This is a genomic window from Pseudomonas sp. DR 5-09 (assembly GCF_001655595.1).
GTDB classification, from domain to species: Bacteria; Pseudomonadota; Gammaproteobacteria; order Pseudomonadales; family Pseudomonadaceae; genus Aquipseudomonas; species Aquipseudomonas pharyngis.
On record NZ_CP011566.1, the window covers coordinates 2,500,867 to 2,522,957 of the forward strand.

Genomic DNA, 22,091 nt, shown 5'->3' on the forward strand with positions numbered 1-22,091 from the left:
GCGGCATACAGCGCTTTTCGACGTTTTCGGGTGGAACCTGATCAAGGCGCCCCGAACAGCATCGTCCAATACACCCCTCCATCACTGCGCGCCTCACTGGCAAACCCGGCGCCGACCTGGGTGAACATCGGGTTCATCAGGTTGGCGCAGTGTCCGGGGCTGGCCAGCCAGCCGGCCATGGCCTTGCCCGGTGAGCTTTGTCCGGCGGCGATGTTTTCGCCGATCTGCCGGCCACGGTAGCCGGCCGCACGGGCGCGATCTGCCGGGCCGTCGCCGTCCGGGTCGCGGTGAGCGAAGTAGTTGCCGTAGGCCATGGCCTTGCTGTGCCCCTGGGCGGCGGCGCCGAGCGCCGGATTCCAGCTCAAGGGCCGGGCGGCGGCGAAGCGCTGGCGACCACACATTCGCGGTCGGGCGCGGGCGGCGTTGACCTCGGCCAGCAAGGCCTTGCCGACGCTGCGGTTGTCGCCGACACGACTGTCAAGCACCGGCCGGGCCAGCACCACTTGCCATTCGCTGCGGGCGCGGCTGATGCCGATGTCGGCGTATTGACCGTCCAGTAGTGCGCCGCAGTAATCGCTTTGCAGCAGATCGAACGCCTCTTCGGCGTCCTGCGCGCCGACGATCCGGATGCTGCGCACCGCCACGGCCGCATAACCGGAATCCTTCAATCGTTCGCGCAATCCACCGCCATAGCCATAACCGACCGGCAACGCCAGGTTCGACTTCAGCGTCAGCGGCGCCAGCCGTTGGGCCGGGCGTCGGTCACATCGTTGCGGATGGGCGCGGTAGTCATTGATGGCGGCCACCAGTTGCCGCTCGGCGCCGGCGTGGGCAGAGGGCGAAAGCAGGGGAGAAAGGATCAACAGGCACAGCGAAACGAAGCGAGACGAACGAACGGCGTGGCGCATGGGACGCAAAGCTCTGAACAAAGACAAGGCTGAAGGAAAGTGAACCGCAGAACGCGGCGCGGGTAGGACTGGCCTTTTTGCACTTGGTTCACGAGGCGACGCCGGGTTTCTACGGCTGCCGACGAAGTGCTCAGCGATTCAACGCATCCTCGATCCATTGCAGGTATTGCGGCCGTTCGGAAATCGAATTGTGCGCCGCGTCCGCCACCACTTTGAGCGTGGCCACACCGTCGGGAAAACTGTGCAGCAAGCGTTCGGTGCTGGCCCGTGGAATCACCTCGTCATCGCTCGCCGCCAGCAGCAGCGTCGGCACGCGGATGTGCGCCGCGTACTGGCCCGACCGGAAACGATCCTTGAGCAACCACTGCACCGGCACCCACGGGTATTGACGGGCGGCGATTTCCTCGAGGCTGTTGTAAGGCGTGACCAGAATCAACCGTTCCACCGGTCGCTGGCTGGCCAGCCGCACCGCGACGCCGGAACCGAGGCTGCGCCCCAGCAGCGCAATCTGCGGATGACTCGCATGCACCTGATCAAACAGCGCCAGCGCGTCCTCGGCAATCGCCGCTTCGGAGGGCGAACCGCCGCTGCCGCCAAATCCCCGGTAATGCAGCAAATACAACGAATAGTCAGGAAACGCCTCGGAAAACTCCGGCAGATTGCGCGAAACGTCCTCGGCATTGCCACCGAAATAGATCAGTGCTCTGGGGCCGGCACGCTCGCGCACCGTCACGCGGACGTCGGCGTCGTGCATGGCCAGCGTCAACCGTGACTCCGGCGAATCGAGGCTGGCGGGCTGCGGAAAATAAATCAGCGCCCGCTGAAACACGAACAGCGCCGCGCACAGGATCAGGTACACGGCGAGGATCAATGCGACGAGTGACAACAGGGTTCTGGACATTCGACTAACGTTAACCGGGCGCGCAGGTTGGCTGTCGCAGTGTAGTCCAACGGTTTTGCGGGCTGCATCAAAACACAAGGTGCAACAGATCCACGGGGCAAGGGCGCCAGTATGAACCACACTGAGGGATATTCCCGCCGCCGGTTGCTGACGCTGGCAGCCGGGGTGTCAGCGGTTTTCACCTTTGACCGGGCGCTGGCCGCCATTACGTCGCCGAACGCCACAGGAGCCCAGACCATGCAGACCCGCGCCATCCCTTCGAGCTCCGAGCCACTGCCGCTGGTGGGGTTGGGCACTTATCGTGGTTTCGACGTCGCCCCTGGCGATCCGGTCTACAAGCAATTGCCGGCGGTGCTCGGCGAGCTGTTCAAAAAGGGCGGCACGGTGATCGACAGCTCGCCCATGTATGGCCGCGCCGAGGAAACCACCGGTGAATTACTGTCGATCCACGAACCGCGCTCGCCGGCATTTCTGGCGACCAAGGTCTGGACCCGTGGTCGCGAGGAGGGCATTGCGCAGATGGAGCAGTCGTTCAGCCTGCTGCGCACCGAGCGCATCGACCTGATGCAGATCCACAACCTGCTCGACTGGCAAACCCACCTGCCGACCCTGCGCGACTGGAAAGAGCAGGGCCGCATCCGCTACATCGGCATCACCCACTACACGCCGTCGGCGTATGAGGAGGTGGAAGCGGTGCTCAAGGCCGAGCCGCTGGACTTCCTGCAAATCAACTACGCGCTCGATGATCGCGGGGTCGAGAAGCGCATCCTGCCGCTGTGCCGCGAGCGTGGGGTGGCGGTGATCTGCAACCGGCCATTTGGCGGTGGCGACCTGCTCGCGCGGCTCAAAGGTAAACCGCTGCCGGGTTGGGCAGCTCAGGTGGGGGCGAAGAGCTGGCCGCAACTGGCACTGAAATTCCTGCTGGCGCATCCGGCGGTGACCTGCGTGATTCCCGGCACCAGCAACCCGCTGTACATGGCCGACAACGCCGGCGCCGGGTTCGGGCTGATGCTGACCGATGCGCAGCGTCAGCAGTTGATTGCGCTGGTGGACTAGACGGTTTCAGCCTTGATAGCGCAGCGCCGCCAGCAACAATGCAAAAGCCGGCGCTGTCTGGCGCCGGCTCGGGTAGTAGAGGTGATATCCGGAAAACACCGGGCACCAATCCTCCAGTACTTGTATCAGGCGACCTTCAGCCAGACAGGGGGCGACGATGTTCTCCGGGATGTAACTCAGGCCGAAACCGTCGAGTGCGGCGTCCAGTAATGGATAGACGCCGTTGAGGGTGACCTGTCCGCAGACTCGCACCTTCAGGCGTTCGCCATCCTTCTCGAACTCCCAGGCGTATAGACCGCCGTTGGTAGGCAGGCGCAAGTTATTGCAAGCGTGGTCGGTCAGATCACGCGGGGTTTTCGGTACGGTGCGTCTGGCGAAATAGGCGGGCGAGCCGACCACCGCCATGCGCATGTCCGGGCCGATACGAGTGGCGATCATGCCTTGTGCGACATCCTCGCCCAGCCGTACGCCGGCATCGAAACCCTGACCTGCGATGTCGACGAAACTGTAGTCGCAGCTGACTTCGACGGAGATGTCCGGGTATTGCATAAGAAATTCTTTGAGGACCGGTCGCAACAGCCAGTTCAGCGAGTGATCGGTGGCGCTGAGACGGATCTTGCCGGCGGGCGTTTCCCGCAGGTTGCTGAGGGCGGCCAGTTCCGATTCGATCTCTTCGAAGCGCGGGCCGATGGTTTGCAGCAAGTGCTCACCAGCCTCGGTGGGAGAGACACTACGGGTGGTGCGGATCAGCAGGCGCAGGCCCAGCCGGGTTTCAAGGCTGCGGATCGTATGACTGAGCGCCGACTGCGAAACGCCAAGTTTGGCAGCTGCTTTGGTGAAACTGCGCTCACGCGCCACGGCGAGGAAAGCGAGCAGATCACTGGCATTTTCCCGAAGCATTAATGAGTACCCTGCATAAGTTTTTTTGAATTCTAGTCGATTATCTGCAGAGTCGGGCTGGTTAAAGTGGAGGCTGTCCCTTTTCTGGAGAGCCTCAACATGAATCCGATCGCCGCTTCGGCGCTGACCCTTTCCCTGCTGGCGGGCGAAGTCCAGGCCAGCGAAACATCTCGCGTGACCGTTACCCCCAACGGCTCACAACCGTCGGCCAAAGGCCCGAGCGACTGGTTTACCGGGACGGTACGGGTCGATGCGCCGTTCAAGGGCAGCGATGCGGCGCGGATCAGCGGCGCCACCGTGACCTTTGAGCCGGGAGCGCGTACGGCGTGGCACACCCATCCGTTGGGGCAAACGCTGATTGTTACCGCTGGGTCAGGCTTCGTGCAGGAATGGGGGCAGCCGGTGCGGGTGATTCGGCCAGGCGACACCGTGTGGATCGCGCCCGACGTGAAGCATTGGCACGGTGCGGCGCCGACCACGGCCATGACGCATATCGCCATTGCTGAAATGCTGGATGGCAAAGTGGTGGACTGGATGGAGCAGGTGGGAGAGTCGGAGTATCCCGACGTCCGATAATCAACAAGTCGCCCACGGTGAGACCGAACGTCTTCACCGTGGGGCCAGTCCACAAATCAAATCATCTCCGGCAGTGACGCGAGAATCTTGTCCAAGGTAATCGGGTACTCCCGCACCCGTGCGCCCGTGGCGTTGTAGATCGCATTCGCCACCGCCGCACTCACGCCGCAAATCCCCAGTTCACCCACCCCCTTGGCTTTCATCGGCGATGAAATCGGGTCGGTTTCATCGAGGAAAATCACCTCCTGATGCGGGATGTCGGCGTGCACCGGCACTTCGTAGCCGGCCAGGTCATGGTTGACGAAAAAGCCGTGGCGCTGGTCCACCGCGAGTTCTTCCATTAACGCCGCGCCAACACCCATGGTCATGGCGCCGATTACCTGGCTGCGGGCCGATTTCGGATTGAGAATCCGCCCGGCGGCGCACACCGCGAGCATGCGCCGCACGCGCACTTCGCCGGTGGCGGCATCCACCGCGACTTCGACGAAGTGCGCGCCGAAGGTCGATTGCTGATATTGCTTGGCGAGGTCGGCGAATTCGATGCTGTCCTCGACTTCGATCGGGGCGTGTTGCGCGGCGTCACGTAACGGCACGTTCTGGTTGCTCAGCCGCACGTGGCCGTCGACAAACTGCGCTTCACCCGCGTTCATGCCCAGTTTGGTCGCGACCGCTTCGCGCAGCTTCATGCACGCCGCGTAAACCCCGGCGGTCGAGCAATTGGCGCCGAACTGGCCGCCGGAGCCCGCCGACACCGGGAAATTCGAATCGCCGAGTCGCACCACCACATCGTCCAGGCTGACTCCCATCATTTCCGCTGCAGTCTGACCAATGATCGTATAGCTGCCGGTGCCAATGTCGGTCATGTCGGTTTCAACGGTGATCTTGCCGTCGCGCTCCAGTCGTACCCGTGCGCCGGACTTCACCAGCAGGTTGTTGCGAATCGCCGCCGCAACGCCCATGCCGATCAGCCAGCGACCTTCGCGACGGGTGCCGGGCGCCGCATTGCGCTTATCCCAGCCAAAACGCTCGGCGCCGGTTTGCAGGCATTCGATCAGACGCCGCTGGGAGAACGGCCGCTCGGTTTTCACCGGATCGACCTGCGTGTCGTTGAGGATGCGGAACTGGATCGGATCGAGTTTGAGCTGTTCCGCCATCTCGTCCATGGCGATCTCCAGCGCCATCAGCCCCGGCGTTTCACCCGGTGCACGCATGGCGTTGCCTTCCGGCAGATCCAGCGGCGCCAGGCGCATGGTCACCAGGCGATTTTCTGCAGCGTAGAGCAACTGACTCGGCTGCGCCGCGACTTCGACCTTGCCGTCGGCGAGGTTGCCCGACCAGCCTTCATGGGCGATGGCGGTGAGTTTGCCGTCAGCCGTGGCGCCCATGCGAATCCGCTGAATGGTAGCCGGACGGTGGGTAGTGTTGTTGGCGATCTGCGGGCGGGCGAGGGCGACCTTCACGGGCCGGTTCGCCAGACGGGCGCCGAGGGCGGCGAGGATCGCGTCGGCGCGAATGAACAGCTTGCCGCCGAAACCGCCGCCAATGTACGGCGAGATCAGCCGCACGTTTTCCTTGGGCAGGCCGAGGGTGGTGGCGATGTCGCTGACGCTCCAGGCGATCATCTGGTTGGAGGTCCAGAGCGTCAGTTGATCGCCTTTCCAGGCGGCGAGTGTCGCGTGGGGCTCCATCATCGCGTGGGACTGATCCGGCGTGGTGTAGGTCTGATCGAACTGCACGGGTGCAGCGGCGAAGGCAGTCGCGAAATCGCCGTGCTTGACGTCCGGCAGATCGTCTTTCGGCTCCACGCCCTGATCGCGCACGCTGGCCAGATCAAATTGACCTTTGTCGGCGGCGTACTCGACGTTGACCAACTGCGCGGCAGCCCGCGCCTGTTCGAAGGTTTCGGCGACCACCAGCGCTACTGCCTGGTGATAGTGCTGCACTTGCGGCCCGGCCAGCAGGTGCGCGGCGTTGTATTGGCCTTTGCCGAGCTTGCCGGCATTGGCGGCGGTGACGATGGTCAGCACGCCCGGCGCGGCGCGGGCGGCCTCCAGATCGATGCGGGTGATGCGACCCTTGGCAATGGCCGAACCGACCATCACGCCATAGGCCTGATTCTTGACCGCCTCATGTTGCTCGTAGGCGTAAGGCGCCTGGCCGCTGGTTTTCAGCGGGCCTTCGATGCGGTCGGTGGGTTTGCCGATGACGTTCAACTGATCAATCGGGTTGGTCGTGGCGGGCGTGTCGAATTTCATGCTTCGTCCCTCGCTTGGGCCAGCACCGAGGCAATCGTGCGCTCGACCAATGTCACTTTGAACTGGTTATCAGAAGTAGGCGTGGCGCCGTCGAGCAGGCGCGCACTGACGGCTTTCGCGCCTTGCGGCAGCAGCGCTTCCGCCGCTTCGACTCGCCAGGGTTTCGGCGCGATGCCACCGACGGCGATGCGGCCGCTGCCATCCTTCTGCAGGATCAGGCCGACGGAAACCAGCGCGAAGGCGTACGACGAGCGGTCGCGCACCTTGTGATAGACATGGGTGCCGCCCACTGGCGCGGGCAGGGTGACGGCGGTGATCAGCTCGCCCGGCATCAGACTGGTTTCGACATTCGGTGTGGTGCCGGGCAGCTGGTGGAAGTCCGCGATGGCGATGCGCCGCGTGCTGCCGTCGGCCTTGAGCGTTTCGACCTGGGCATCCAGCGCCCGCATCGCAATCGCCATGTCACTCGGATGGGTCGCAATGCAGGCGTCGCTGACGCCGATAATGCCGAGTTGTCGACTGACCCCGCCAATCGCCGCGCAACCGCTGCCGGGATTGCGTTTATTGCAGGCTTGATTGGTGTCGTAGAAATACGGGCAGCGCGTGCGCTGGAGCAGATTGCCGGCGGTGGTCGCCATGTTGCGCAACTGGCCCGATGCACCGGCGAGCAAGGCGCGGGACAGCAGCGCATAGTCTTTCCGGACGCGGCTGTCGGCGGCCAGATCGGTGTTGCGCACCAGTGCGCCGATGCGCAAGCCGCCGTCTTCGGTGGCTTCTATCTGGTCGAGGCCCAGGTGATTGACGTCAATCAGCTGCTGCGGCGTTTCGATGTCGAGCTTCATCAAGTCCAGCAGGTTGGTGCCGCCGGCGATGAAACGCGCACCTTCGATTTGTGCCGCTTGAGCGGCGGCTGCGGCGGGAGAGTCGGCGCGACTGTAATTGAACGCTCTCATGCTGGCACCTCCGCGACTTCGCTGATGGCTTCGATGATGTTCGAGTAGGCGCCGCATCGACAGATGTTGCCGCTCATGCGTTCCTGCAGTTCGCTGGCGATCAGTTGCGGTGCTTCTGTGAGGCTGGCGCTGGCGTGGCTGGGGATGCCGTCACGGATTTCCTGAAGCACCGCCACCGCCGAACAGATCTGCCCCGGCGTGCAGTAGCCGCACTGGTAACCGTCATGCTTGATAAATGCCGCCTGCATCGGGTGCAGGTGGTCCGGCATGCCGAGGCCTTCGATGGTGGTGACTTTGGCGCCGTCCTGCATTACCGCCAGGGTCAGGCAGGAATTGATTCGCCGGCCATCGACGATCACCGTGCAGGCGCCGCACTGGCCGTGGTCGCAGCCTTTTTTGCTGCCAGTCAGCTGCAGGTGTTCGCGCAGGGCGTCGAGCAGGGTGGTGCGAGTATCAACCTCCAGCGCCTGCGGCTTGCCGTTGACTTCGATGGTTACTTTGGCCATGGCCGGTTGCTCCAGGCTGGCCGCGTAGGCCTTGAGGCTGATGAAAGGGGGCATCGCGAACGCGGTTGCGGTCACGGCACCGAGAATCAGGAAACGGCGTCGGGAGATCGCCATTGGCGGATGGTCGTTCATTGGCTTGGCTTCCTCTATCAGGTCGGCAGGGTGTGAAAGACCCGCACGGGTACGCTGGCGTGGTTGCCAGTCTCGCTCTGTTCTAGGAGTGACCACGCTGGAGAGGAAAAGGTTTTCTTTGATTTGCGCATGGCCTCATGCGCACGCTTCATGAATCGACGGAATGAAGGTGGGTGCCTTGGCTGTGAGTCAGATCGCTCTCACAACCGAGGCACCCGCGATCTCAATGCGCGCCGACCACCATGGACGTAAACGGCGCCACATATGCCTGCAACGTCACCAGGCCGCCGACCAGGATTGCCAGCACGATGGAATGGAAGAACACGTAACGCAGGATTTCCCCTTCATGCCCGTACCAGCGTGTCGCGGTCGAGGCGACCACGATCGACTGCGCGTCGACCATTTTGCCCATCACTCCGCCGGAGCTGTTGGCCGCCGCCATCAGGACCGGGCTGATGCCCAGCTGTTCCGACGTCACCCGTTGCAAGCCGCCAAACAGCACGTTGGACGCGGTATCCGACCCGGTCAGCGCTACGCCAAGCCAACCGAGCAAGGTGCCGAACATCGGATAGAAAATTCCCGTGGCAGCGAATGCCAGCCCCATGGTCGCGTCCAGCCCCGAGTAGCGGGTCAGGAATCCCAGCGCCAGCATCGCGGCAATCGTAATCAGCGAGAAGCGCACCACCCACAGTGTGCGAAGGTACTGTTTGATCAGTTGCGGGATCGAGTAGCCCATCAGCAACCCTCCGACAATCGCCGCGAGCAGGATGCCGCTGCCGGTGGCAGTGAACCAGGTGAACTTGTACACCGCCTCTTCAGCTTTCGGCGCGGCGACGACCGGAGGGACTTTTTCGATCTGCAGATGCAGGGAGCTGAAAGTCACGGCCGGGGCGAACACCGGATTGGCCTCGCGCAGCGGTTTGCCCTGCGGATCAAGCCTGGCCGATTGGCTGACGGGATCAATCGCCGGACGGGTGTCGAACATGTTCTTGAAACCCTGGGTGCCCCACGCAAACACGAACACCGTGAGGATGATCCACGGCATCCACGCGCGCATCACTGCCGGGCGCGCCTGATCGCTGAATGCGGCGCTGGCCGTGACCTTTTCTTCTTCGACCTTCGAGTCGTCATGCCGCCCCGACAGCGCGGCCGAGGTGTGGACGGTTGCCGGTTTCCAGACCTTGAGGAACAACGTCAGGCAGGCCATGGAAATCAGCGCGGCGATCACATCCACCAGCATCGGCCCGTGGTAGTTCGAAACCAGAAACTGCGGGATGGCGAAACTGACGCCCGCCACCAGAATCGCCGGCCATACCTCCAGCATCTTTCGCCACCCGGCGAAGGCCCAGATCAGCCAGAACGGCACCAGCACCGAAAAGAACGGCAGCTGCCGTCCCACCATCATCGAGAGCTCCATTTCATCCAGCCCGGTGACCTTGGCCAGCGTAATGATCGGTGTGCCCAGTGCGCCGAAGGCCACCGGCGCGGTGTTGGCGATCAGCGCCAGACCGGACGCTGCCAGTGGCGAAAAACCAAGACCGATCAGAATGGCGCCGGTGACCGCCACCGGCGTGCCGAATCCGGCGGCACCTTCAAAGAAGGCGCCAAAACAGAAGGCGATCAGCAGCAATTGCAGGCGCCGGTCGTCGGTGATGCGGGCTAGCGAATCCTGCAACACCTTGAACGAGCCGTTCTCGGTGGTCAGGCGATGCAGAAAAATGATGTTGAGCACGATCCAGCCAATCGGCAGCAGCCCGTTGGCCGCCCCGAACAGCGCCGCCGAACCGGCCATGTTGGCGGGCATGCCGAAGGCGAAGATCGAGATCAGCAGTGCCGAGGCCAGCGCCAGCAGTGCGGCCAGATGCGCCTTCACATGAAAGAAGGCCAGCGCCGCCAGCATCACCACCACTGGAACGGCGGCCATGATCGTGGAAATCACCGGATTGCCGAACGGGTCATAGACTTGTTGCCAGACCATGTCGCACCTCTACTTGTTGTTTTTGAGGGGCAGATCCTTTGCGCGTTGCAAGCAGTATAGGTGGCATTTGGCCGCCGCTCGGGCGAGGCGGGCGAGGCGATCAACGGTCATCGGCGGTCGGTGAATCATCGTCGTTTTCCCCGGTCGTATCTGCGGCAGCGCACACCGCGCCTCTTCGGTGCGGGCAGCGCTGCCGTTTCCGTCGTCAAGACCTTGGTTTTAGGGAAATTCTGAATGATGCGTGCAACAAGCCTGCTGCTGACCGTTTCCGCCGCTGTACTGCTGGGCGGCTGTGTGGCGGATTTCGATGATGACCATCGCCATGGCCGGCATTACGACCGCGATCATGGCCGTTATTACGATCACGACCGGCGCTGGGACGACCGCGATGACGACCGCCGCGACGGGCGTCGTTATCACCGCGACCGGGATGATGACTGACTGAAACGAAGAGGGCGTTCCCTTGCGGGAACGCCCTCTGGCATTAAAAATGAGCGCTCGCCCGGACGCTGGATCGCGCAGGCACGGAGGCCTCGATGTCCAGCAAATGGGTGGCGAGAATGTCGCTCAGAAAACGGAACTGATCGTTGAGGCCGACCACTTCATTGCTGAAATGATTGCTGGCGGCGGGCATCAACAGATCTTCGAAGGCTTCGTCGAACACCAGCGCTTGTGTCTTGCGCGACACGGCGTGCTGATCGTAGTAGTTGCTGCCGAAGACCGGGAAACTCACGGCGAGGGTGACGGTATTGATCATGATGTGAACTCCTCGTGCTGTGTGTTTCGGATGGGCTAATCGTGCCTTTGGCGAGCAACATGCGGAAGGCAATCGTCGCGATGGTGAATATCGACGGCATTGATGGTTGGACCGGCGCGGCCCTGACCAGCGGATAAACGGCGCACCGCACGCACCTATACTCATGTCATCTCTCTCCGGATTCTTCAGGTCTTGCGATCGAAGAACAGATAAGGACCGCCACCGTGAACCTGCGTGCGCTGCTCGTCGCCGCACTGGTGTTGCTGGCCGGCTGCGCCACCACGGCGCGGGCCCCGGTGACCGCGCCGGCGGTGGTGGTTTCACCGGCGACCTGGCAGCAGATCGACCGGGAAATCGTCAGCGCCTCGAAACAGGCCACCGAGCAGGTCAAGGTGTTCGCCCGTGGCTCGATGGAACATTGGCGCATTCGGGTCTATGAGCAAACTGAAGAAAATTTCATCCCGTGGTTCAGCAGCTACTGGACCCAGGAATGGCTATCGATGAAGGTCAGCTGGTACACGATCAGTGCCAGCGGCGAGCAGGATGCCTCGGCCAAGCGTCTGGCGGCCTATCTGCTGGAGCAATATCAGGAACGGGTGCTGGCGCCGGTGGCGGTGGAGATCGACCCGGACGCGATCCTCGGCCAGTCCACCGCGTTCTACGCGCAACTGATGGCGCAGCAGATGCCGGTCATCGCCCAGCGCCACGGCGTGCCCGTTGCCCAGCTCAACGGGCGGTTGCAGAAAATCCCTGCCATCGCCCTTGGCCCGCCGCCGGCGAGGGATGCTTCGCTGTATCAGGTTGTCAGCACTGAACCGTTGAACACGCTGCCGGCCTACGCGGCGCTGATCGACAAGATTCACACCGACGGCGGCTCCAAAGGCGTGACCTCGACTGAGTCGGCCATGGCGCCGGTGGCCAAGCGTGCCAGCCAGCGCATGGAGGCGGAAATGGCCCCGCGCGGCGCGGCCAGTGCGGTGGCGGCAGCGGCAGGCAAACTGGCCGGGGCGCTGATTTCGGTCGGCGTGGCGGGCGTGCGCGCAATCATTCAGGCCAACGACCGCCCGGACAGCGAAGCGCTGATCCGCAGCAGCCTGGGCAACACCTTCGACAAGGCCTGGCTGAAACTGGTGCAGAACCCGACCACCGGCGTGATGGCCGGCACGCTGCACATGGCGGCGCAGGTCGAGGGTAATCTGGGCGGGCGGGACGAGCCGTCGGTCGGGTTGGGCGTCAACCGTGTCGAATGGCGGCCGCCCGAGTCGACTACTCAGCAGATCGAACCCACCCTGCAAGGAGAATGATCATGGCTTACATCGATGTGTTCGTGGCGCCCGTGCCGAATGCCAATCGCGAGCAGTACAAGAAACACTGCGAAATCGCCGCGAAGCTGTTCAAGGAATACGGCGCGCTGGAGGTGATTCAGGGCTGGGGCGATGACGTGCCGGACGGCAAGGTCACCTCATTCCCGATGGCCGTAAAACTCAAGGAAGGCGAAGTCGTATCGGCCGGTTGGCTGGTCTGGCCGGACAAGGCCACCCGCGACGCCGGCATGGCGAAAATGATGGAAGACCCGCGCATGCAACCGGACGTCAACCCGATGCCGTTCGATGGGCAGCGGATGATCTTCGGTGGCTTCAAGGACATTCTCGAGCCTTGATGCCGCGCTGCCGGGTCACTCCGCCGACGGGGTGATCCGGCAACCTTTGCGGTTGCGGATCTGCTCATCCGTCGGCCGCTCGCGGACGAATTCGAAACGCGGCTCTCCTTCGCTGTAATGCACCAGCCAGCCCCATTCCAGTTCGCTCTCATCCTGCCCGGGATTCGGCGGTCGGGCCCACCAGGGTTCTTTGCTGAGGATCTCGCGCATGACGTCCTCCGGTTGATGGCAATCGTTGAACTATAAACCCCATGCCGAGAGTCGCCAGAAACGGGCGTGTAGAATCCAGGGATCTCGACGAACGAAGGAGCGGGGCCATGACGGACGAAACGCGCGGGGATCAACCGGTCAAGCGGCTGTTCTTCGCCCTGGACTGCCCGCCGGCACAGCGCAAGGCGATTGCCCAGTGGCGCAGCGAGCTGGGTTTGCGTACCGGCAAACCGGTGCCGGCCGACAACTTTCACCTGACCTTGCTGTTTCTCGGCGCGGTGCCGTTGGCGCAGATTGGCGAAGTCTGCGAGGCGGCGGCGAAGGTGCGAACACCGGGGGAGGCGCTGAGGATTTCGCTGGATCGGTTGCAGGTCTGGCGGCGTGCCGGGGTGTTGTCGCTGGCGCCGGAGCAGGCGCCGCAGGGATTGTTGCGGCTGGTTTACGCGCTGGAGCAGGCGATGTTGCCATTCGGGTTTGAAGAGGCGACGCGGGAGTATCGTCCGCACCTGACGCTGGCCCGCGACTATCGGGCGCCGGAACCGGAATCCGCCACTGCGCCAGAGTTTTTCCTGCGTGCTGAGCGTTTTGCGTTGTTCGAATCCCATAAGGGCCGTTATCGCTCGCTGGCCGACTGGCCACTGATCTGAGCCGACAAAAAAAGGCGCCCGAGGGCGCCTGAATTCACCTGAACCGAGGAAGCCAGGTGAGGCCGTTCAGAGCAGGGGGCAGCGGTGGTAAGGCGCTGCGTGAACGGAAATCGATGTGTGTTTATTTGCCGAGTTTCACGCGGGTCCAGCCCCGGGTCATGATCCGTTGCGTGGCAATCGGTTGATCCGGCACCGCATACAGCGTGGCCATCACCGCTTGCGGCGGGTACGAGCCCGGGTCGTTGCGGATCGCTTCGTCCACCAGCGGCGTCGCGGCTTCGTTGGCGTTGCTGTAACCGATGCTGTTGGTGACTTCGGCGATGATGTCCGGGCGCATCAGGAAGTTCATGAACAGGTAGGCGTTCTCGACGTTGGCGGCATCGCGCGGGATGGCGACCATGTCATAGAAACTGCCGGCGCCTTCCTTCGGAATGCTGTAGTCGATCTCTACCTTGTTGCCCGATTCCACCGCGCGGGCCTTGGCCTGCAGTACGTCACCCGAGTAGCCGACGGCCACGCAGATGTTGCCGTTGGCCAGATCGGAGATGTACTTCGACGAATGGAAATACGCCACTGACGGCCGGATTTTCATGAACAGCGCTTCGGCTTCGGCGATGTGCTTCACGTCCTTGTCGTTCACCGGATAACCCAGGTAGTGCAGGGCGGCCGGGAGCATTTCGGTTGGCGAGTCGAGGAAACTGATGCCGCAGGCCTTCAGCTTCTCGGCGTTCTCCGGTTTGAACAGCAGGTCCCAGGAGTTGGTCGGCGCGTTCTTGCCGAGCACTTCCTTGACCTTGTCCGGGTTGAAGCCGATGCCGATCGAGCCCCACATGTACGGGAACGCGTGGGCGTTGTCCGGATCACTGGCGGAGGCGTTTTTCAGCAGCACGGGGTTGAGGTTTTTCCAGTTTGGCAGCTTCGATTTGTCCAGAGTCTGGTAGACCCCGGCCTTGATCTGCTTGGCCAGGAAACTGTTGGACGGTACCACGATGTCGTAGCCGGATTTACCCGCGAGCAGGCGCGCCTCGAGGGTTTCATTGCTGTCGAACACGTCGTAGGTCACGCGGATGCCGGTCTCGTCCTCGAACTTCTTGACGGTGTCCGGGGCGATGTAATCCGACCAGTTGTAAACGCGCAGCACCTTGTCGTTGGCCTGGGCGCCCGTGGCGATTGCGCCCAATAAGGACAGTGTCAGCAGAGTCCTGCCAAACATTTTCATCGGTGAAACTCCATTCTTTTTATTCAAAAGCTTTTAAGCCAAAGCGCAAAGCCGTAAAACGCGACGGCCCTAGGCCGTCGCTGCCACTCGTTGAGGTTGCGGTTGCTGCCACGATTCGTTGGCGGTCTGATCCATCGCTTCCTGAATCGCCCGCTTGCGGTTGGCTTCTGCCTTGCGGCCGAAGTACCAGACCAGGAAGGTCACCAGCGACACTGCCAGCAGAATCAGGCTGGCCACGGCGTTGATCTCGGGCTTCACACCCAGACGCACGGCCGAGAACACTTCCATCGGCAGGGTCGTCGAACCCGGGCCCGACACGAAGCTCGCCAACACCAGATCGTCCAGCGACAGGGCGAACGACATCATGCCGCCCGCCGCCAGCGACGGCGCGATCATCGGGATGGTGATCAGGAAAAACACCTTGAACGGTTTCGCGCCCAGATCCATCGCCGCTTCTTCGATCGACAGGTCCAGCTCGCGCAAGCGGGCGGAGACTACCACCGCCACATAAGCGGCACAAAACGTGGTGTGGGCGATCCAGATGGTGACGATGCCGCGCTCTTGCGGCCAGCCGATCAGTTGCGCCATCGCGACGAACAGCAGCAACAGCGACAGACCGGTGATCACCTCAGGCATCACCAGCGGCGCGGTGACCAGACCACCGAACAGCGTGCGACCCTTAAAGCGCGTTACACGAGTCAGCACGAAGGCGGCGAGGGTGCCCAGCGCTACGGCGGCAATCGCGGTGTAGCAGGCGATTTCCAGCGAGCGCACCACCGAGCCCATCAGTTGAGTGTTGTCGAGCAGGCCGACATACCACTTCACCGACCAGCCGCCCCAGACCGTCACCAGTTTGGAGGCGTTGAACGAGTAGATCACCAGAATCAGCATCGGCAGATAAATGAACGTCAGGCCGAAGATCAACATGAACTTTGCAAAACCGAAGCGTTTCATCCCCGTGCCTCCATCTCTTTGGCCTGGCTGCGGTTGAACAGCAGAATCGGCACAATCAGGATCAACAGCATCACCACCGCCAGGGCGGACGCCACCGGCCAGTCGCGGTTATTGAAGAACTCTTGCCACAGCACGCGACCGATCATCAGGGTCTCCGGGCCGCCCAGCAGTTCCGGAATCACGAACTCGCCCACCACCGGAATGAACACCAGCATGCAACCGGCGATGATGCCGTTCTTGGCCAGCGGCACGGTGATTTTCCAGAAGTTGTTGAAGTTGCTCGAACCCAGATCCTGCGCGGCTTCCAGCAGGCTGCCGTCGTGCTTCACCAGGTTGGCGTAGAGCGGCAGAACCATGAACGGCAGATACGCATACACGACCCCAATGTAGACGGCGGTGTTGGTGTTGAGGATCTCGATCGGGTGATCGGTGAGCCCGGTCCACATCAGGAACGCGTTGAGCAGACCGTTGTTGCTGAGGATGCCCATCCACGCATACACGCGGATCAGGATCGCGGTCCAGGTCGGCATCATGATCAACAGCAGCAGGACGTTTTGCGTTTCCTTGCCGGTCTTGGTGATCGCGTAGGCCATCGGGAAACCGATCACCAGGCACATCAGCGTACTGAGCAACGCCACCTTCAGCGAACCGAGATACGCCGACAGGTACAGCTCGTCTTCGCCGAGCAGGGTGTAGTTGCCGATGTTCAGCAGCAGCTGGAATTTCTGTTCGGCGTAGGTGTAGATCTCCGAGTACGGCGGGATCGACAGCGCGGCTTCCGAGAAGCTGATCTTCATCACCAGGAAGAACGGCAGCATGAAGAACAGGAACAGCCAGATGAACGGGATGCCGATGACGAACTTTCGCCCGCTGGGCACCAGGCGCAGGAATTGCTGATTGAAGGTTCTCATGAGCGCAGTACCACGCCGCTGTCGTCTTCCCACCAGACGTAGACCTTGTCGTCCCAGGTCGGTCGCGCGCCACGGCGTTCGGCGTTGGCCATGAACGACTGGACGATCTTGCCGCTCGGCAATTCGACGTAGAACACCGAGTGGCCGCCGAGGTAGGCGATGTCATGCACCTTGCCTTCGGACCAGTTGTAGCGGGTCTCGGGCTTGATCGTGCTGACCAGCATTTTTTCCGGACGGATCGCGTAGGTGATCGACTTGTCCTGCACCGAAGTGCTGACGCCATGACCGACGTAGATCTTTTGCTGCAAGTCCGGGCTGTGAATGATCGCGTGACCTTCGAGGTCCTCGACCACGGTGCCGTCAAAGGCGTTCACGTTGCCGATGAATTCGCAGACCATGCGGCTGACCGGCGCTTCATAGATGTCGACCGGGCTGCCGATCTGGGCGATCCAGCCCAGGTGCATGATCGCGATGCGCTCGGCCATGGTCATGGCCTCTTCCTGGTCGTGGGTCACCATCACGCAGGTCACGCCGACGCGCTCGATGATTTCCACCAGTTCCAGCTGCATCTGCGAACGCAGTTTTTTATCCAGTGCGCCCATCGGTTCGTCGAGCAGCAACAGCTTCGGCCGCTTGGCCAGGGAGCGGGCGAGGGCCACGCGCTGACGCTGACCGCCGGACAGTTGATGCGGGCGACGCTTGGCGTATTGGGTCATGTGGACGAGGCGCAGCATTTCTTCGACGCGGGCGTCGATTTCGCTGGCTGGCAAACGGTCCTGCTTGAGGCCGAAGGCGATGTTCTGCGCCACGGTCATGTGCGGGAACAGGGCGTAGGACTGGAACATCATGTTGATCGGCCGCTCGTACGGCGGCATGTCGGTGATGTCGACACCGTCAAGCAGAATGCGTCCTTCAGTCGGCCGTTCGAAACCTGCGAGCATGCGCAGCAGGGTTGATTTGCCGGAGCCGGAGCCGCCGAGCAGGGCGAAGATTTCACCCTGATGGATCTCCAGGGACACATCGTCCACCGCCGTGGTTTCGTCGAACTTCTTGGTGACTCGATCGACTTTCACCAGAACCTTTTTCGGTTGCTGATGACCTTCAAGAGCCTTCCTGTAAGTGCTGGAGGCGTTTGCCATGTGAAACTCCCAACAGGTTTCAGTCGCCGGGCCAACGCGGCCTGGCTTAAGAGTGGATTGCAGACCCGCACCGTGCGGGTTGTTCGGCGCCGCCGTCCTGGCTGCCGGGTGATGCTTTTTGTTTTCGCGGTGTGTTGCTGATCGCGGATGACGGATGCGCAAGCGCGCAGCCGCCGACCCCGCGGGGGCAGTAAATGGTTTTGCAATCGTTGGGTGGCGTCAGCGCTGGTTGCGTCGCGCCGCACGCTGGCGGCAGGCATCGCCGAACGCCTGGAAAATCCGCAGGTAATTCGGGTTGTCCAGCACTTGCCATTCCGGGTGCCATTGCACGCCGAGGGCGAAGGTCGGGCTGTGCTCCACCGAGACCGCCTCGATCAGGCCATCCGGCGCCACGGCTTCGGCGCGCAGGCCGGGCGCGAGGCGGTCGATGCCCTGACTGTGAATCGAGTTGACCTGGAATTCACCCGGCAGCTCCAGCGCTTCGAACACGCCACCCGGCAATGCCTTCACGGCGTGGGCCGGGGCGTATTGCACGGCGACGTCCGGGCTGTCGGCTTCGCGGTGATCGAGCATGCCCGGCAGTTCATGCACCTTCTGGTGCAGGCTGCCGCCGAACGCCACGTTCATTTCCTGAAAGCCGCGGCAAATGCCGAGTACCGGAACGCCCGCCGCGATGGCTGCACGTAATAGAGGAAGGGTAGTGGCATCCCGCGCCGGATCGTGATCCGTGCCGGGAGCGCTGTCCGGGCCCTGATAGTGGAAGGGTTCCACATTGGACGGCGAGCCGGTCAGCAACAGACCGTCGAGCTGACCCAGCAGGTCTTCGATTTCAGTCAGTTTGCCAAGGGAAGGAATGACGACGGGCAACCCCAGCGCCGCAACGCTGACAGCGCGAACGTACTTGTCGCCGCTGATGTGATAGGGGTGCAGGCCAATCTGTTTGACGCACGCAGTAACGCCGATCAATGGCTTGAATGCCATTTTTATTCACCTCGAAGTTTGACACTTGAACGAGCTTTTCCGGAGCTTAGCGTCGTTGATTTTAATTAACAACTCCCATGTAAAAAATTCTAAACGCCGTTCATCAAATCTTCATGATTCACGGGCCTCTGGCGCCGTCATTGGCACGTGAGTGTTAAAAAAAGCCCGAAAAATAAACGCTGAGCGGCCCTGTGTTCGCTATTGACTTCACTTTGCCGTTCGGGTTGACTGGCTCCGCGAAACAGCAGTGAACATAATAATTAACAGCTAAATAGGTGCATCATGTCGGTCCCTCTGCGTGCCGTTCAACTCAACGAAGCAAACGCATTCCTTAAGAAACATCCTGAGGTTTTGTACGTCGACCTTCTGATTGCAGACATGAACGGTGTGGTGCGCGGCAAGCGCATCGAGCGCACCAGTCTTCACAAGGTTTACGAGAAAGGCATCAACCTGCCGGCCTCGCTCTTTGCCCTCGACATCAATGGCTCCACGGTGGAAAGCACCGGCCTGGGCCTGGACATCGGCGACGCCGACCGCATCTGCTACCCGATCCCCGGCACCCTGAGCATCGAGCCCTGGCAGAAGCGTCCGACCGCGCAACTGCTGATGACCATGCACGAACTGGAAGGCGAGCCGTTCTTTGCCGACCCACGTGAAGTGCTGGCCAACGTGGTGCGCAAGTTCGACGCATTGGGCCTGACCATTTGCGCCGCGTTCGAACTCGAGTTCTACCTGATCGACCAGGACAACGTGAACGGCCGTCCGCAATCGCCGCGTTCGCCGGTTTCGGGCAAGCGTCCGGTGTCGACCCAGGTCTACCTGATCGACGACCTCGACGAATACGTCGACTGCCTGCAAGACATCCTCGAAGGCGCGAAAGAGCAGGGCATTCCTGCCGACGCCATCGTCAAGGAAAGCGCCCCGGCGCAATTCGAAGTCAACCTGCATCACGTGTCCGACCCGATCAAGGCGTGCGACTACGCCGTCCTGCTCAAGCGTCTGGTGAAGAACATCGCCTACGACCACGAGATGGACACCACCTTCATGGCCAAGCCGTATCCGGGCCAGGCGGGCAACGGTCTGCACGTGCACATTTCGATCCTGGACAAAGAAGGCAACAACATCTTCGCCAGCGAGGATCCCGAGCAGAACGCCGCGCTACGCCACGCGATCGGCGGTGTGCTGGAGACCCTGCCTGCGCAAATGGCTTTCCTCTGCCCGAACGTCAACTCGTACCGCCGCTTCGGCGCGCAGTTCTACGTGCCGAACTCGCCGAGCTGGGGCATCGACAACCGCACCGTGGCCGTCCGCGTGCCGACCGGTTCGCCGGATGCCGTGCGCATCGAGCACCGTGTCGCCGGTGCCGACGCCAACCCGTACCTGCTGATGGCTTCCGTTTTGGCCGGTATCCACCACGGCCTGACCAACGAAATCGAGCCGGGCGCTCCGGTCGAAGGCAACAGCTACGAGCAGAACGAACAGAGCCTGCCGAACAACTTGCGCGATGCCCTGCGTGAGCTGGACGACAGCGAAGTCATGGCCCGCTACATCGATCCGATGTACATCGACGTGTTCGTCGCGTGCAAGGAAAGCGAGCTGGCCGAGTTCGAGAACTCGATCTCTGACCTTGAGTACAACTGGTATCTGCATACGGTGTGAGGCCTTCAAAAGCCCCTCACCCTAACCCTCTCCCAAGGGGAGAGGGGACTGACCCGGGGATGCTCGAGAAATCCGTCGACCTGAACGATTTTTACCGAATCCATATTCGACTCGGTCGTTCACGTCGGTGCATCTCCCGAGACACTTCGGTCGGTCCCCTCTACCTCTGGGAGAGGGCTAGGGTGAGGGCAGCCATCTCAAGCCGAACACACACCCAGACACCCCCAAATTCCCCCGCGTCGAGCCACCACCATGACAACGACCCGCAACGACTGGGAACAACGCTTCCAGTCCCTGACCCTCGAATCCCGTGCCTTCATCAACGGCGAATACCGCCCGGCCATCAGCGGCGAAACCTTCGAATGCCTGAGCCCCGTCGACGGCCGTTTCCTGGCCTCCGTCGCCAGCACCGATGAAGCCGATGCCAACCTCGCCGTCGAAGCCGCGCGCCAATCCTTCAATTCCGGCGTGTGGGCAAACAAGGCCCCGGCCGAACGCAAGCGCATCCTGATCCGCTTCGCCGACCTGATCCTGCAACACCAGGAAGAACTGGCGCTGCTCGAAACCCTCGACATGGGCAAACCGATCAGCGACTCGATGAGCATCGACATCCCGGCGACCGCCAACGCGATCCGCTGGAGCGCCGAGGCCATCGACAAGATCTACGACGAAGTCGCTGCCACCCCGCACGACCAACTCGGTCTGGTCACCCGCGAGCCGTCCGGCGTGGTTGCGGCCATCGTGCCGTGGAACTTCCCGCTGATCATGGCCAGCTGGAAATTCGCCCCGGCGCTGGCGGCGGGTAACTCGTTCATCCTCAAACCTTCGGAAAAATCCCCGCTGACCGCGATCCGCATCGCGCAACTGGCGCTGGATGCGGGCATTCCGAAAGGCGTGTTCAACGTTCTGCCAGGCTTCGGCCACACCGTCGGCAAGGCGCTGGCGTTGCACATGGACGTCGACGTGCTGGCCTTCACCGGCTCCACCGCGATTGCCAAACAACTGATGATTTATGCAGGCCAAAGCAACATGAAACGCGTCTGGCTCGAAGCAGGGGGCAAGAGCCCGAACGTGGTGTTTGCCGACGCACCGGACTTGCGCGCGGCAGCACAAGCGGCGGCCGGCGCCATTGCGTTCAACCAAGGCGAAGTCTGCACCGCCGGCTCGCGCCTGCTGGTGGAGCGTTCGATCCGCGAGCAATTCATCCCGCTGCTGGTGGAAGCGCTGCAAGCGTGGAAACCAGGCCACGCCCTCGATCCTGCAACCACCGTCGGCGCCGTGGTCGATCAGCGTCAACTGGACAACGTGCTGCGCTACATCAGCATCGGCCGCGAGCAGGGCGCCGAACTGATCGCCGGCGGCCGACGCACCCTCGAGGAAACCGGCGGCACCTACATCGAGCCGACGATTTTTGACGGTGTGACCAACGCCATGACCATCGCCAAGGAAGAAATCTTCGGCCCGGTGCTGTCGCTGATCACCTTCGACACCGTTGAAGAAGCACTGCACATCGCCAACGATAGCATCTTCGGCCTCGCCGCCGGGGTCTGGACCAGCAACCTGAGCAAGGCCCACACCTTCGCCCGTGGCCTGCGCGCCGGCAGCGTGTGGGTCAACCAGTACGACGGCGGCGACATGACCGCACCGTTCGGTGGCTTCAAGCAGTCGGGCAACGGTCGCGACAAATCGCTGCACGCGTTCGACAAGTACACCGAGCTGAAAGCGACCTGGATCAAGCTCTAATTCTATTTACAACGGTGGACGCCGGTTTTTCCGGCGTCCCTCGGAG

General features: G+C 62.2%; 22 protein-coding genes. 8 read left to right on the forward strand and 14 right to left on the reverse strand.

The features are described 5' to 3' along the window. Nucleotides 1-41: 41 nt before the first annotated feature. Nucleotides 42-908 (reverse strand): CAP domain-containing protein, encoded by an 867-nt coding sequence (locus PDR5_RS11185; protein ID WP_064595375.1) that lies wholly within the window; start codon nt 906-908, stop codon nt 42-44. A 130-nt stretch (nt 909-1,038) separates the two neighbouring features. After that, nucleotides 1,039-1,809, reverse strand: coding sequence for an alpha/beta hydrolase (locus tag PDR5_RS11190; RefSeq protein ID WP_064595376.1), 771 nt, complete (start codon nt 1,807-1,809; stop codon nt 1,039-1,041). A 111-nt stretch (nt 1,810-1,920) separates the two neighbouring features. On the opposite strand from PDR5_RS11190, the gene PDR5_RS11195 reads away from it, so the two are divergent. Beyond that, nucleotides 1,921-2,865 (forward strand): aldo/keto reductase, encoded by a 945-nt coding sequence (locus PDR5_RS11195; RefSeq protein WP_082934389.1) that lies wholly within the window; start codon nt 1,921-1,923, stop codon nt 2,863-2,865. A 6-nt stretch (nt 2,866-2,871) separates the two neighbouring features. On the opposite strand, the gene PDR5_RS11200 is transcribed toward PDR5_RS11195, so the two are convergent. Then, entirely contained in the window at nt 2,872-3,765 is an 894-nt protein-coding gene (locus PDR5_RS11200) for a LysR family transcriptional regulator (protein ID WP_064595380.1), read from the reverse strand. A 99-nt stretch (nt 3,766-3,864) separates the two neighbouring features. On the opposite strand from PDR5_RS11200, the gene PDR5_RS11205 reads away from it, so the two are divergent. Beyond that, nucleotides 3,865-4,341, forward strand: coding sequence for a (R)-mandelonitrile lyase (locus PDR5_RS11205; RefSeq protein ID WP_064595382.1), 477 nt, complete (start codon nt 3,865-3,867; stop codon nt 4,339-4,341). Between the two features lie 56 nt (nt 4,342-4,397). Here the strand turns inward: PDR5_RS11205 and paoC are convergent, their stop codons facing one another. From paoC to PDR5_RS11225, 4 genes are all read right to left on the reverse strand, one after another. Then, nucleotides 4,398-6,596 (reverse strand): aldehyde oxidoreductase molybdenum-binding subunit PaoC, encoded by a 2,199-nt coding sequence (paoC, locus tag PDR5_RS11210; RefSeq protein WP_064595383.1) that lies wholly within the window; start codon nt 6,594-6,596, stop codon nt 4,398-4,400. Continuing rightward, nucleotides 6,593-7,549, reverse strand: a complete 957-nt coding sequence (locus PDR5_RS11215; RefSeq protein ID WP_064595385.1) for an FAD binding domain-containing protein — start codon at nt 7,547-7,549, stop codon at nt 6,593-6,595. Before PDR5_RS11215 ends, paoC begins: the two co-directional genes overlap by 4 nt. Beyond that, nucleotides 7,546-8,169, reverse strand: a complete 624-nt coding sequence (paoA, locus tag PDR5_RS11220) for an aldehyde dehydrogenase iron-sulfur subunit PaoA (RefSeq protein WP_064600752.1) — start codon at nt 8,167-8,169, stop codon at nt 7,546-7,548. The genes PDR5_RS11215 and paoA overlap by 4 nt, the downstream gene beginning before the upstream one ends. Nucleotides 8,170-8,410: 241 nt before the next feature. After that, nucleotides 8,411-10,165 carry an L-lactate permease gene (locus PDR5_RS11225; protein WP_064595387.1) on the reverse strand — a complete coding sequence of 585 codons (1,755 nt, stop codon included), beginning with the start codon at nt 10,163-10,165 and terminating at the stop codon, nt 8,411-8,413. 234 nt (nt 10,166-10,399) lie between these two features. On the opposite strand from PDR5_RS11225, the gene PDR5_RS11230 reads away from it, so the two are divergent. Continuing rightward, nucleotides 10,400-10,606 carry a hypothetical protein gene (locus PDR5_RS11230; RefSeq protein ID WP_064382340.1) on the forward strand — a complete coding sequence of 69 codons (207 nt, stop codon included), beginning with the start codon at nt 10,400-10,402 and terminating at the stop codon, nt 10,604-10,606. A 43-nt stretch (nt 10,607-10,649) separates the two neighbouring features. Here the strand turns inward: PDR5_RS11230 and PDR5_RS11235 are convergent, their stop codons facing one another. Then, nucleotides 10,650-10,922 carry a hypothetical protein gene (locus PDR5_RS11235; RefSeq protein ID WP_039770930.1) on the reverse strand — a complete coding sequence of 91 codons (273 nt, stop codon included), beginning with the start codon at nt 10,920-10,922 and terminating at the stop codon, nt 10,650-10,652. Between the two features lie 224 nt (nt 10,923-11,146). On the opposite strand from PDR5_RS11235, the gene PDR5_RS11240 reads away from it, so the two are divergent. Next, complete coding sequence (locus PDR5_RS11240; RefSeq protein WP_039770928.1) at nt 11,147-12,226, forward strand: hypothetical protein; 1,080 nt, start codon at nt 11,147-11,149, stop codon at nt 12,224-12,226. A gap of 2 nt (nt 12,227-12,228) precedes the next feature. Continuing rightward, on the forward strand, nt 12,229-12,582 hold the full coding sequence (locus PDR5_RS11245; RefSeq protein ID WP_064595389.1) for a DUF1428 domain-containing protein: 354 nt from the start codon (nt 12,229-12,231) through the stop codon (nt 12,580-12,582). A 15-nt stretch (nt 12,583-12,597) separates the two neighbouring features. Here PDR5_RS11245 and PDR5_RS11250 read toward each other — a convergent pair whose 3' ends face one another. Continuing rightward, the gene (locus PDR5_RS11250; RefSeq protein WP_007957125.1) at nt 12,598-12,792 is read right to left on the reverse strand and encodes a hypothetical protein; all 195 of its coding nucleotides are present in this window, start codon (nt 12,790-12,792) and stop codon (nt 12,598-12,600) included. A 107-nt stretch (nt 12,793-12,899) separates the two neighbouring features. Here PDR5_RS11250 and thpR point away from each other — a divergent pair, with 107 nt between their 5' ends. After that, a complete protein-coding gene (gene thpR, locus PDR5_RS11255) occupies nt 12,900-13,439 on the forward strand; it encodes an RNA 2',3'-cyclic phosphodiesterase (RefSeq protein ID WP_064595391.1) in 540 nt (179 codons plus the stop codon). Nucleotides 13,440-13,560: 121 nt separating this feature from the next. Here the strand turns inward: thpR and PDR5_RS11260 are convergent, their stop codons facing one another. The 5 genes from PDR5_RS11260 to PDR5_RS11280 form a co-directional block, all read right to left on the reverse strand. Beyond that, nucleotides 13,561-14,658: a polyamine ABC transporter substrate-binding protein gene (locus tag PDR5_RS11260; protein WP_039770922.1), complete on the reverse strand. Its 1,098-nt coding sequence runs from the start codon at nt 14,656-14,658 to the stop codon at nt 13,561-13,563. 69 nt (nt 14,659-14,727) lie between these two features. After that, nucleotides 14,728-15,612: an ABC transporter permease subunit gene (locus tag PDR5_RS11265; RefSeq protein ID WP_007957119.1), complete on the reverse strand. Its 885-nt coding sequence runs from the start codon at nt 15,610-15,612 to the stop codon at nt 14,728-14,730. Continuing rightward, on the reverse strand, nt 15,609-16,523 hold the full coding sequence (locus tag PDR5_RS11270; RefSeq protein ID WP_064595393.1) for an ABC transporter permease subunit: 915 nt from the start codon (nt 16,521-16,523) through the stop codon (nt 15,609-15,611). The genes PDR5_RS11265 and PDR5_RS11270 overlap by 4 nt, the downstream gene beginning before the upstream one ends. Continuing rightward, nucleotides 16,520-17,662 (reverse strand): polyamine ABC transporter ATP-binding protein, encoded by a 1,143-nt coding sequence (potA, locus tag PDR5_RS11275; protein WP_007957110.1) that lies wholly within the window; start codon nt 17,660-17,662, stop codon nt 16,520-16,522. The genes PDR5_RS11270 and potA overlap by 4 nt, the downstream gene beginning before the upstream one ends. Nucleotides 17,663-17,881: 219 nt before the next feature. Next, nucleotides 17,882-18,643 (reverse strand): gamma-glutamyl-gamma-aminobutyrate hydrolase family protein, encoded by a 762-nt coding sequence (locus PDR5_RS11280; protein WP_064595395.1) that lies wholly within the window; start codon nt 18,641-18,643, stop codon nt 17,882-17,884. A 282-nt stretch (nt 18,644-18,925) separates the two neighbouring features. Here PDR5_RS11280 and PDR5_RS11285 point away from each other — a divergent pair, with 282 nt between their 5' ends. After that, nucleotides 18,926-20,302 carry a glutamine synthetase family protein gene (locus PDR5_RS11285; protein WP_011333558.1) on the forward strand — a complete coding sequence of 459 codons (1,377 nt, stop codon included), beginning with the start codon at nt 18,926-18,928 and terminating at the stop codon, nt 20,300-20,302. Between the two features lie 252 nt (nt 20,303-20,554). Then, on the forward strand, nt 20,555-22,045 hold the full coding sequence (locus PDR5_RS11290) for an aldehyde dehydrogenase (RefSeq protein WP_064595397.1): 1,491 nt from the start codon (nt 20,555-20,557) through the stop codon (nt 22,043-22,045). The last annotated feature ends 46 nt before the right edge of the window (nt 22,046-22,091 follow it).

Coding starts and splice junctions, on each gene's coding strand:
- paoC (WP_064595383.1), bottom strand. CDS start 6,596: ATGAAATTCGACACGCCCGCCACGACCAACCCGATTGATCAGTTGAAC.
- PDR5_RS11205 (WP_064595382.1), top strand. CDS start 3,865: ATGAATCCGATCGCCGCTTCGGCGCTGACCCTTTCCCTGCTGGCGGGC.
- PDR5_RS11200 (WP_064595380.1), bottom strand. CDS start 3,765: ATGCTTCGGGAAAATGCCAGTGATCTGCTCGCTTTCCTCGCCGTGGCG.
- PDR5_RS11270 (WP_064595393.1), bottom strand. CDS start 16,523: ATGAGAACCTTCAATCAGCAATTCCTGCGCCTGGTGCCCAGCGGGCGA.
- PDR5_RS11285 (WP_011333558.1), top strand. CDS start 18,926: ATGTCGGTCCCTCTGCGTGCCGTTCAACTCAACGAAGCAAACGCATTC.
- PDR5_RS11250 (WP_007957125.1), bottom strand. CDS start 12,792: ATGCGCGAGATCCTCAGCAAAGAACCCTGGTGGGCCCGACCGCCGAAT.
- PDR5_RS11225 (WP_064595387.1), bottom strand. CDS start 10,165: ATGGTCTGGCAACAAGTCTATGACCCGTTCGGCAATCCGGTGATTTCC.
- PDR5_RS11230 (WP_064382340.1), top strand. CDS start 10,400: ATGATGCGTGCAACAAGCCTGCTGCTGACCGTTTCCGCCGCTGTACTG.
- thpR (WP_064595391.1), top strand. CDS start 12,900: ATGACGGACGAAACGCGCGGGGATCAACCGGTCAAGCGGCTGTTCTTC.
- PDR5_RS11265 (WP_007957119.1), bottom strand. CDS start 15,612: ATGAAACGCTTCGGTTTTGCAAAGTTCATGTTGATCTTCGGCCTGACG.
- PDR5_RS11290 (WP_064595397.1), top strand. CDS start 20,555: ATGACAACGACCCGCAACGACTGGGAACAACGCTTCCAGTCCCTGACC.
- PDR5_RS11245 (WP_064595389.1), top strand. CDS start 12,229: ATGGCTTACATCGATGTGTTCGTGGCGCCCGTGCCGAATGCCAATCGC.
- potA (WP_007957110.1), bottom strand. CDS start 17,662: ATGGCAAACGCCTCCAGCACTTACAGGAAGGCTCTTGAAGGTCATCAG.
- PDR5_RS11260 (WP_039770922.1), bottom strand. CDS start 14,658: ATGAAAATGTTTGGCAGGACTCTGCTGACACTGTCCTTATTGGGCGCA.
- PDR5_RS11195 (WP_082934389.1), top strand. CDS start 1,921: ATGAACCACACTGAGGGATATTCCCGCCGCCGGTTGCTGACGCTGGCA.
- paoA (WP_064600752.1), bottom strand. CDS start 8,169: ATGGCGATCTCCCGACGCCGTTTCCTGATTCTCGGTGCCGTGACCGCA.
- PDR5_RS11280 (WP_064595395.1), bottom strand. CDS start 18,643: ATGGCATTCAAGCCATTGATCGGCGTTACTGCGTGCGTCAAACAGATT.
- PDR5_RS11190 (WP_064595376.1), bottom strand. CDS start 1,809: ATGTCCAGAACCCTGTTGTCACTCGTCGCATTGATCCTCGCCGTGTAC.
- PDR5_RS11185 (WP_064595375.1), bottom strand. CDS start 908: ATGCGCCACGCCGTTCGTTCGTCTCGCTTCGTTTCGCTGTGCCTGTTG.
- PDR5_RS11215 (WP_064595385.1), bottom strand. CDS start 7,549: ATGAGAGCGTTCAATTACAGTCGCGCCGACTCTCCCGCCGCAGCCGCC.
- PDR5_RS11235 (WP_039770930.1), bottom strand. CDS start 10,922: ATGATCAATACCGTCACCCTCGCCGTGAGTTTCCCGGTCTTCGGCAGC.